8 protein-coding genes are annotated in these 10,237 nt (G+C 42.3%); 3 read left to right on the forward strand and 5 right to left on the reverse strand.

Annotated elements, in window-relative coordinates; translation table 11 throughout:
* Nucleotides 1-308 precede the first annotated feature (308 nt).
* From BW716_RS33450 to BW716_RS33465, 4 genes are read right to left on the reverse strand one after another with little or no spacing between them, the layout of a single operon-like run.
* A complete protein-coding gene (locus tag BW716_RS33450; protein WP_235643998.1) occupies nucleotides 309-1,505 on the reverse strand; it encodes a DUF4998 domain-containing protein in 1,197 nt (398 codons plus the stop codon).
* Between the two features lie 18 nt (nucleotides 1,506-1,523).
* A complete protein-coding gene (locus tag BW716_RS33455) occupies nucleotides 1,524-2,747 on the reverse strand; it encodes a DUF4959 domain-containing protein (protein WP_083730409.1) in 1,224 nt (407 codons plus the stop codon).
* Between the two features lie 11 nt (nucleotides 2,748-2,758).
* The gene (locus BW716_RS33460; RefSeq protein ID WP_083730410.1) at nucleotides 2,759-4,657 is read right to left on the reverse strand and encodes a RagB/SusD family nutrient uptake outer membrane protein; all 1,899 of its coding nucleotides are present in this window, start codon (nucleotides 4,655-4,657) and stop codon (nucleotides 2,759-2,761) included.
* A gap of 10 nt (nucleotides 4,658-4,667) precedes the next feature.
* Nucleotides 4,668-7,892 carry a TonB-dependent receptor gene (locus BW716_RS33465; RefSeq protein ID WP_083730414.1) on the reverse strand — a complete coding sequence of 1,075 codons (3,225 nt, stop codon included), beginning with the start codon at nucleotides 7,890-7,892 and terminating at the stop codon, nucleotides 4,668-4,670.
* Between the two features lie 142 nt (nucleotides 7,893-8,034).
* Here BW716_RS33465 and BW716_RS33470 point away from each other — a divergent pair, with 142 nt between their 5' ends.
* Nucleotides 8,035-8,934, forward strand: coding sequence for an AraC family transcriptional regulator (locus BW716_RS33470; protein ID WP_083730411.1), 900 nt, complete (start codon nucleotides 8,035-8,037; stop codon nucleotides 8,932-8,934).
* Between the two features lie 43 nt (nucleotides 8,935-8,977).
* Nucleotides 8,978-9,241 carry a hypothetical protein gene (locus BW716_RS33475; protein ID WP_083730412.1) on the forward strand — a complete coding sequence of 88 codons (264 nt, stop codon included), beginning with the start codon at nucleotides 8,978-8,980 and terminating at the stop codon, nucleotides 9,239-9,241.
* A gap of 13 nt (nucleotides 9,242-9,254) precedes the next feature.
* Here BW716_RS33475 and BW716_RS33480 read toward each other — a convergent pair whose 3' ends face one another.
* Nucleotides 9,255-9,764, reverse strand: a complete 510-nt coding sequence (locus tag BW716_RS33480; RefSeq protein WP_143709187.1) for a hypothetical protein — start codon at nucleotides 9,762-9,764, stop codon at nucleotides 9,255-9,257.
* Nucleotides 9,765-10,040: 276 nt separating this feature from the next.
* Here BW716_RS33480 and BW716_RS37920 point away from each other — a divergent pair.
* Nucleotides 10,041-10,237: hypothetical protein (locus BW716_RS37920; RefSeq protein WP_220388889.1), on the forward strand; the 197-nt coding region annotated here is incomplete at its 3' end.

A 10,237-nucleotide genomic window follows, 5' to 3' on the forward strand; every position in this document is an offset into this window, starting at 1 on the left:
AAAAAAAAAATAAAAAAAAATATAATAATAATTTTTTTTTTTTTCCCCCCAAAAAAAAAAAAAAAAATATACTTTTTGATTTAAAAAAAATTATTTTTTAATTTTTTTTTTTTTTTTCCCCCGCAAAAAACAAAAAGAATCAATCCTATAATGGCTGTAAATATATATTTCATAATTTTTTTTTAGTTTACCCGCCAATAACCAAAGGGATCAATCCTATAATGGCCGTTAATATATACTTCATCAATTTATTTTAGTTTACCCGCCAATAACCAAAAGGAACCAATCCTATAACAACCGTTCACCATTTATTCCTTATTCCAAAAAGTAATCTCTGAAAGGTTCACATAATTATTCGATCCATTCGCACAATGTGTTACCCTGATCCTGATATACCTTACCGGCGGCGGATTATCCATCAAATTGGCCTTAACCGCTGCATTCCCATTATCCGATCTCGCCACTTCCTTCAACAACGTCCATCCCTTACTTTGCATCGCCGCCTTCCACCCCGCATCATCCGAATTCAACTCAGGCACTGCATCCGTCAGATCATCAATCCCCCATACCTCAAACTGATCCGGATTATTACAACACCCTCTACCAGTTTCCTCTATTACACTCAGCTGATTATACACCTTTCCCATATCAAAACTCAACACCCTTGGCAGCGACCCATTTCCATCGCTATGATATATATTCGGATAATCCTGCGGACCTACAGATCCATCCCACAATTTACTCACCCGTGTATCTGATTGATAGATCCCCATATCTCCCCACAGATCATGCTCCTGGAACAAACTCTTATCACACTGCACCAATCGCAGTATACTGGGAAAGGTGTCATAACGTGAAGTATAAAATGTATCCAACGCACCTCTAACCGGAATATAAGAAGATTGATACACGATCGGCGTACCAAATTTATAATCGGTCAGTTTCAATGAATCTTCCAAAGGAGAAACCCATACTGTTGCCACTTCTCCACGCTGATTTGTATACTTTAACGCCGTCGTAATATTGATCGTATCAGGTGTCACAAACCGCAATGTCACCGTGTTATCATCATTAATCAAATAAGGATCTGCCTCCGGCAATCTATTATGTAATGTCGCTTTATAAACCGTACCATATACCCTCGCATTGTTAATCTCAGTAGCCACAGACCTGTTCCCCTGCGCATCATAAGAATACACAATAAATGTATACACATATTCCGCCAGCCCTGCTATCGTACAACGAACCGTATCCGAAGTATTATGTGTGGTGGAATTGATAGTCATGGAGTCAGTGCCGTTATTCCAGTATACATTATACTTAACAATGCTCTGATCCGGACTAGGCTGCCATATTAACTGCAACCGTCCATCACCCGGTAACGCCTGTGCATTGGACACTTTACCCGGATACACCAGTTCTGTACCATTCAAAAACTCACGGTAGTCTGTCGGTTTTTTGCTGCATGCCACCAACAGTAGCACGCATACCAGTAGATATCTCATTGTATGCCGTTTTATAGGTTATCTGGGATCACCCCAGAATGTGAGTTCAGTCATGTTAAAAAATGTATTAGTCTGTGCCATATTGGATACACATTCAAAACGGATGTACCTTACTTTCGGCAAGCTCAGTGAAAAATTGTAACTGAAGCCATTATTCCAAAAAGCAAGATCCGCATTCGTGTATTGCGGGTTCGGTAACCCAGATGGCTTGGCTGGCGCATTATAGAATCCCAGGTTAATCCATCCATTAGGTGTCGTACCGCCAACAGGAGGGAGGTGGTCTGCATCAGGCATTGTTTCGTCTACAGGCGTATCTGCTCTTCCCCAAAGCACCCATGTCTGTGGTGCACCTGCCTGCCACAACCAGGTACCACTGCCATCAATACCTCTGTTCCAGATAGTATATCTGCTCAACCTCGCCGCCTGACCCATGTCAAATGTGATCACGGCCGGCCATACCAATGGTTGTATCGGTTGCTCTGTATGATAACCGGGAGACCCGGTTGAATTATTCCAAAGATTCTCTATCACCCAGCCAAAACCAGTCTTTGCATCTGTTCCTAATGAATAACTGCGGAAGAGTGACTTATCCATCTGCGCTTCAAATACAGGTGTGATAGTAGTGAATAATGTGTCTGAAATATTTCCCCACTGGTCGGTAACGTATACGCCAAATTGCTGTGGAATCGTATCAAATCCATGCAGACTATAAGAGATGGAATCTTCGTCTGTATAGTTCTGCGAAATGATCTGGTATTTCTTCGTTTGATCCGGTGCAATAGTGATAATTCCCAAATTTGCTTTCGCCTTATTTTCACAAGTAATACTCACCCCGCCAAAGTCTGGCTGCATCACCACTGTAGGCCTTGCCAGTAAATAAGGAGGCGTATCCGGATGGACTTTTACCGTTACCGGATCAGACACCACCTGTGCACGGCTTACTGTATGCAACACTACTTCATACTCTTTACTGGCCGCAAAACCACTTACTGTAATACTATCAGAATAGTAAGAAGACTTAGTTTGCCTGGTTGTTTTATCATTGATTTTATATTCTGCCTGTACATACAGGATATTCGATGAGTTAGGCAATGTATAGGTGATATAAGCACCACCATTGAAGTTGACCACATTCACATTCGTCACCACACCCGGCTTGGTCATATCGGTAGATACAACATCATTGTATCCATCCATCTTTTTGCAGGCTACTATCAACAATAATAAAATGAGTTTTTTCATACGTGTAAATTTTACCAGTAAAGGGTTTGTACAAGATTCGGATTGGTGATCAGATCATAATCCTGTATAGGATACAGGTAATTCCTGATACTAAAAGAGGTCTGCTGCACCAGCTTTAACTGGTAATAACCATCTGTCGTTCTATTAAATACATTCCATCCCTGTACGGGGGTACTCAGTACATTTTGCAACTCCTTCCACCTTCTCAGATCCCATCCTGCCTGTCCTTCGAACGCGGTTTCAATTCTTCTTTCCTGATGAATAATATCACGTAACCCATCTTTTGAACTATACTTATCTGGATTGATTGAATACTGTGACCAGCTGGCTACAACGCCGTCCAAACCTGACTTTGCTCTCACTTTATCAATCCATGCATACACTTCTGCACCAGGGCCGTTCACTTCATTCAGACATTCTGCATATAGTAACCAGAGTCCGGTCAATTGTATAAAAGGCCATGAATAACCCTGCTGTATGCTGGACTGTCCGAAGGTGGTCTGATAAGGTACAAGCTTCTTTGCCCAATACCCGGTAGCATTATAACGCAGTTGATCAGGTGGTGCAGCCGGACCATTTACCGCATTGATATAATTGGGATTATTATCATCCAGGTTACCAGAGCCAAACCATACACTGCCATCAAAAGCTACATCTGCATAATACCGGGGCTCCCTGTTAAAGTTGCCTTTGGCACTGGTGTAACCCTTTTTGATGTAGTACGCATGTGCATCATCTCCTGCCTGTAATTTATAACGGTTGTTATAGTCGAAGGTCCTATCTTCATTAATAGGCACCCCATGATTAGAATAAAAAATTTCTGATTCTGCAATAGGTACAGAGAAATTAGAATAAACTGCAAATACATTAGAAGCCGCATCGGTAGTCACACGTGGAGAAGCCATATACTGCCAGCCAAATTGCGGATTCAACGTCCATATCTGTTCTGAATTCCAGCTATCTACAAAGGCTCCTTGTATGGTGAGCAGGCGACGGGTTGTATCAGACATATGTACAATACCACCACTTAATCTCAACTGGTATAGCGCAGCACTGCCTACATTATCAAGCGCATCTTTACATGCCTGCAAGGCGCGTTGCCATTTGCTGTCATCGTAGGCGGCCGGAAACAATAATACCCCATCATGGTTTTTCATGCCCGCATAATCAGGATTACCATTGAATAAAGGACTCGCCTGTGTAACCAACACTTCCGCCTTCACAGCCTGTGCAATGGTGGCGCTGATGCGTCCCTGTTCTGCTGCCAGGTTCTGTATCACCGGTGGCAGGTCAGGAATAGCTTCGTCTAATAATCTCACCACATAGTTAAAGCAGGAGTCAAGAGGTTGTTGTTTGATCCTTACCTCATCAATAGATGCATTCACAGGCAGGTTCACATCCACAATAGGAATAGGACCATACATCCTGATCAGCCAGTAATGAAAATATGCTTTTAAAAACTTCGCTTCTGCTGTCCATCTTTTACGCTGGTAGTCAGGCAAATCAGGAGGAATATGTACATTCTCCAAAAAGATATTGCATTTCCTGATGGCCTGCCACATATTCAACCCCATGTTATAACCATCCCAATAATTCAGCAATGGGTTAGCGCTGTTCTGTAAACCACGGATAATGCTGAATCCTGCATCACCACCTGCACCACCCAGTGTAGTCTGGTCCTGTAACGGATAGGGGAATATCACTTCGCCCGAAGTGGTAAAACCCGGATTACGACGTACATCGGCCATGTTCTGCAAGGTGGCATAGCACCCAAACAGGTAAGCCTGTGTTTCATTGGCATTGGCAAATGCACTTTCCAATGTAGCGACATCATCAGGTATGACATCAAGATATTTCCTGCAGGATGAAAAAAGAATAAGGACTATTAATATTGTTAAGATCGTTTTCATCTGAATTCATTTAAAGGTTTACGTTAATACCACAGTTGAAAACCTTCTGTATCGGGTACCCAAAGCCCTGCCCAGCCTGTTCCGGATCCCACAGTTTAAAATGGCTGAACGTGAGCAGATTTAATCCGCTGAAATAAATGCGCATCGTTCTGATGTACATCCTTTTCGTCAGTGACTTCGGCAAACTATACCCCAGCTCTACTGATTTGAGGCGCATAAAGCTACCGTCTCTCAACCACCAGGTACTTTGCTGCTGATTGTTCAGGATGTCGGTGGTGGAAAGTCTTGGCCACAATGCATATAAGTTCTGGTTCTCTTCTGACCAGTGATTGTCTGCATACGCCTGTAAGATCTGTGCGTTGTTTACAAATGGTGCAGTACCGTATTTTGCATAATACCTGTCATCCTGCGATGTGGCATTGATAAAAAAGGATTCTCTGGCAAGTCCCTGGAAGAAGGCATTGAGGTCAAAGTTTTTGTAACCTAAAGAAAATCCAAAGCCATAAATGATCTGCGGTGTGGTGGGTAAACCGATAGGTACCTGGTCATCCTGATTAATGATACCATCCTTATTGACATCTCTGTATTTGATATCACCACCAGCAGGAACAGGCGAAGCACCAAATAACTGGGTAGGTGAATTTGCCGCTTCTTTATCATCTACAAATAATCTCTCTGCAATGTATCCGAATGGCTGGTTGATAGGTTTTCCATTCTGAAAACGATACCCGTATTTATATTCCGGTTCTTCAAAACGCTGGTACTTGTTGGACGTAACTGTCAGGTTACCCAGTACAGATGCCCAAAAGTTTTTGGAAAACGTTTGTTTATAGTTAATATTCAGATCCAATCCTTTGGCAGTCGCTTCGCCTACATTGGATTTTACGGCAGCTTCCAGACCGGTAGTGACGGGTATATATCCTCTTTGTTGCAGGATATTGTATCGGAATTCATGATAAATTTCTGCAGTGATATTTAACTTGTCAAAGAAAGTGACTTCTGCAGCCAGATTGGATTTACGGGCGGTCTCCCAGGTTACGCCGGGGTTCGGGTAGTTCTGGATGGTCGTACCATACATCTTCACACCATTGGTTGTACCAAATACGGCCGAAGGCCCATTCACATCATCAGGTGTTACATTCGACAAATAATAGAACCTGGTATTATCGATATTGTCATTACCCACTAAGCCATAACTCCCTCTTAATTTCAGTCTGGTAATGATATGAGAGACATCGCCTTTCCAGAACTTTTCATTAGACACGACCCATCCTGCACCGACAGTAGGGAAGAAGCCCCAGCGATATTGGGTAGAGAAACGTTCAGATCCGTTATAACCAAAGTTGAATTCAAGGAAATATTTACTGGCGAAAGAATAAGTTGCTCTTCCTGCTAATCCCAGGTTGCGGTAAGGAAGTGAATACTGAAGGGATGGCTGATGTGTGTTTGGATCGTTGGCATCCGCATTTAGCTTTTGTTGTCTGGTACCGATCAGTGCAGCACTCACATTATGTTTGCCAAATGCCCGTGCGTAATCCAGTGATCCCTGTAAATAAAGGAAAGTATTCACATCCTTCGTGCCCGGGTAATAACTGAGGAATTCCTGTGCGCCCCCCGGCTGACTATTCAGCCAGTTCAGGGAATAAGTATTACTGGTCTGGTCATAGTTCATTACATCATAGTAGAATGGCTTGTATGACCTGGTCAGGTCAAAGTAGGCATACCTGTTCGTGCTGAATAATCCGTGGAATGACAATCCTTTTGTGATGAAATTGAAGTCCTGGTTCAGTTCAAACTGCGCTGATAATCTTGACTCCGAAAAACTTTTGTATCCATACATCAGATCTGCGTAAGGATTGGCCTGTAAATTACCGGATGAGGTCAGTGAGTTACCGAACAAAATATGTTTGGTAAGGAGGTTGGCGCTATCGGCAGGAAAATAAGCAGGAAAAGACACGGGGCTTGTATGCAGTGCCCTGTCGTACAGATCACTCGCCAGTCCTGATTGATCGCCGGTAATAGGGCCAGTATATTCATTGAAATTACCCCATAGGCGTACTAGGGCTTCAGTGGTTTTTGTGAGTTTCACATTCACATTGGAGCGTAACTGGTAGTTCTCAAACTTCATGGCAGAATTGAAGTTGTTGACAGGGTTTACCTGCAGAATACCATTGTCCTTATCATAAGAACCCGCGATATAGTATTTGGCTACATCACTACCACCCTGTACACTGAAATTGGCGCGCTGAGTAGTCGCCTGATCTTTGAACAATGTCTTCATCCAGTCCACAGCAGGGTATACGTAAGGGTTATACCCCGGCGCCTTGTCCATAGTGGCCTGTGTATTGATGATCTGGTTGGGGGTATACAGGGGTGTGGCCAGCGGATTGCGCGTAGTCAGTGCCTCGTTGTACAATTTCATGTAAGTGACCGGATCACCAAGTTTCACGGTCTGCGTAGGCCGGGAAACGGATCGTTCATAACGCACGTTCATACTGGCTTTGCCTGCTTTCCCTTCTTTAGTAGTAACCAGTATTACGCCATTGGCACCTCTTGCACCATACAATGCGGAGGCACTGGCATCTTTCAGGATAGAGAAACTTGCGATATCATCTACCTGTAGGCGGGCCAGTTCATTGGCACTGAGTTCCACATTGTCTACCAGAATCAGCGGACTGGCACTATATCCGAAGGTAGTGACCCCACGGATGAAGAAAGAGGAATTATCCAACCCCGGTTGTCCACCTCTCTGAAAGGAGATCATGCCGGCAATCTGACCAGCCAGGGCATTTGTAAGGTTGCTGGATGGGATCTTCAGTGCACCGGGGTCTATGGTGGTAACAGAACCAACCACGGCCTCCTTGCGTTGTTTTCGGCCATAGGCCACCACCACCACCTCTTCCACAGTGGCAGAAGCATGTTTCATGACAAGGTTGATCACCTTTGAATTGGGTGATACGGTAATGTACTGTTGTTCAAAACCTACATACGAAAATCGCAGTAGGGTACCTGGTTCAGCATCCAGGATGAATTTACCTGTAGAATTGGTAGAAGTGGCGATGTTCTTTTTGTTTTCCGCCACAACGTTCACTCCCTCGAGCTTTGATCCTGAAGAGTCGGTGATTGTCCCTGTAATAGTGATCTTTGTAGGTTGTTGTGCAGATGTGCTGATGCTGATGTACAGGAAAATAGTGATCAGTATCCCTGATAGAGATACAAACGGGAATTTTGGCATAAACCAATTTTTAATTATTTCATAACTGGAATTGTGTGAAACAAAAGTATCTAATCGCAACCCTGTAATAAATGGAGGATTCATTTATTTTCATGAATTATACTACGATTTTGTATTTTGTAGATAAATCCAGTGGCGCGTTATGAAAACTGTAAAACGAAGAGATGGTTTTGCGGGACAGCAGCTCATCAGCCTTCCTGATGCAGTCTGGAAGAATGCCATCAAAGCGAATACTGTACTCAGCCAGCTATATATTACGCATATAGGCTATTTCCCAAAGGCGGCATTTCACTTCCGCGACAGAAAGAACGGTTGTACAGATAACATTCTTATTTATTGTACTGGTGGAAAGGGCTGGTATGAGATTGGTAACCGGCGTTTTGAGGTCGGTGTCAATGAATTCGTGATAATTCCTGCTACCAGTTCTCACCTGCGTTACGGATCAGACGATCATCATCCATGGACAATTTACTGGGTACATTTCAGCGGAAAAGACATGGACACCTTTAACCGGAATTTTAATATAGGTCCGTTCGACGGCCCCCGGCATATACATGCGAATGAGAAGGGGATTGAGTTGTGGAATGATATGTTTCAGAGTTTGAAGATGGGGTTTGGGAAGGATAACCTGGGTAAGGCGAGTTTGTACCTGTATCATTTTATCGCCACATTCGTGTATCCTGACAAGGTATCTGGTGAACAGGACGCCATCAATGACAGGATCAATGAAACGATCCGGTATATGCAGCAGCAGGTTGCATCAACGTTGACAGTGGAGGATCTGGCAAGGAAGATAGATTTGTCTCCGTCACATTTTTCAAGTTTATTTAAAAAGGCCACGGGTATGTCGCCATTGAATTATTTTATACATCTGAAATTACAGAAGGCTTGTTTGTTGTTGTATACAACGGATATGAAGATAAAGGATGTAGCGGTGGCGATAGGGTATGATGATCCTTTTCATTTTTCGAGGTTGTTTAAGAAGAGTATGGAGGTGAGTCCGGAGCGGTATCGGGGGTTGAGGAGGAAGGGGAATATTTAACGTTTTAGAAATTCCACCATACATTAGGAAACAATAAAGTATTATGATAAGATATTGGTTTGAGTTCGGGTTTGAAGGTTATAGTAATGCACCATATGGTACTAGAATGGGGTGTGGAGTGACCGGAATAAATTATTATGATGTGATTCAGATTCTAAAGGAAAAAGTTTTCTCAGGAAAAGATCTTCCTAAGATTATCTTAGTTAAAGAGAATATTGATATCAACGAGCTTGACAATGGGCATGTATTACCTAATATGCTACCACCCAATAGAAGAGGTGTTTGGTTTCCTATTGGCTATCAGTAATTATACCAGCTAATCATTTCATTAAATTAAATCTTATATTCTGTTCTAGTAAAGGATTTAGTGGTTTGTCATTAAATAGAGCCACACTTAATATATTCTCTCCTATGTTAGAATAGGTCATAATGAACAAGCTGTTTGGATTACTGTCCGATGTATATATCACATGGAAAATATCAAATGGCTCGGATGGATTCAGGTAGGCACCCTTCAGTGAATATCCACCTATATTCTTCTTTAATTTCTCAATACCCTTTTTATTTTCTGGTTGGTCAGCACTTACCCACACCACTGTTGTATCATGAGGGCTGAATTTTACCCAGAGATTTCCATTAGCCTTTTCCTGGCAGGTAAAGTTACCGGATGGTGTAGCCCGTATTTTTTCAAAATTCAAACTGTCTTTATTCCCATCGACGGATAAATAAATTGATATATATCCTGCTGACGCGTTTAAGGCTGGGTGGTTTTGGCCTTTGCAACTTAGAAGAGAAAATGTGACAAAACAGAATAATAAAACTTTTTGCATTTAAATTACTTTAGTTGTTGTCCAGTTGAATATGCCTTATACTCATAGGTAACAACAGGCAAAAGTAAATGTATATTATCATGGAAATTGAAATAAATTTAGCATTATAAATGAAATCGGTAACATTATTTACTGATCTTACAATTTCCTCATCAACAGATACTTCTGCTCCTACACTAGCTACAGGGGGAGTTTATACCAGCTTTGATGATCACATTTCCCTTATTGGTAATCCCTACAGTCCTTTTTTCTAAAATATCTCCACTTGAGGTACCCATGACGTTTAAAGGAACTATACAAACGAAGTATTCGGGGGTGAATAATGGACAGGTATGTGAGAAGACGGGAACGTATCATTTTTTGGTGAAAGGGGAGAGGAAGTATTGGAGATTGCAGGAAATGGATAATTGTGAAGGGAATAATGTGGTGGATTATGTGGATATATTTATTAAGGGAAGTTGTTTACACTTTTT

The organism is [Flexibacter] sp. ATCC 35208, assembly GCF_001975825.1.
Taxonomy (GTDB): domain Bacteria; phylum Bacteroidota; class Bacteroidia; order Chitinophagales; family Chitinophagaceae; genus Chitinophaga.

Bases quoted from the DNA above. Each gene is read 5' to 3' on its own strand.
- BW716_RS33450 (WP_235643998.1), bottom strand. From the start codon at position 1,505: ATGAGATATCTACTGGTATGCGTGCTACTGTTGGTGGCATGCAGCAAA.
- BW716_RS33455 (WP_083730409.1), bottom strand. From the start codon at position 2,747: ATGAAAAAACTCATTTTATTATTGTTGATAGTAGCCTGCAAAAAGATG.
- BW716_RS33460 (WP_083730410.1), bottom strand. From the start codon at position 4,657: ATGAAAACGATCTTAACAATATTAATAGTCCTTATTCTTTTTTCATCC.
- BW716_RS33465 (WP_083730414.1), bottom strand. From the start codon at position 7,892: ATGCCAAAATTCCCGTTTGTATCTCTATCAGGGATACTGATCACTATT.
- BW716_RS33470 (WP_083730411.1), top strand. From the start codon at position 8,035: ATGAAAACTGTAAAACGAAGAGATGGTTTTGCGGGACAGCAGCTCATC.
- BW716_RS33475 (WP_083730412.1), top strand. From the start codon at position 8,978: ATGATAAGATATTGGTTTGAGTTCGGGTTTGAAGGTTATAGTAATGCA.
- BW716_RS33480 (WP_143709187.1), bottom strand. From the start codon at position 9,764: ATGCAAAAAGTTTTATTATTCTGTTTTGTCACATTTTCTCTTCTAAGT.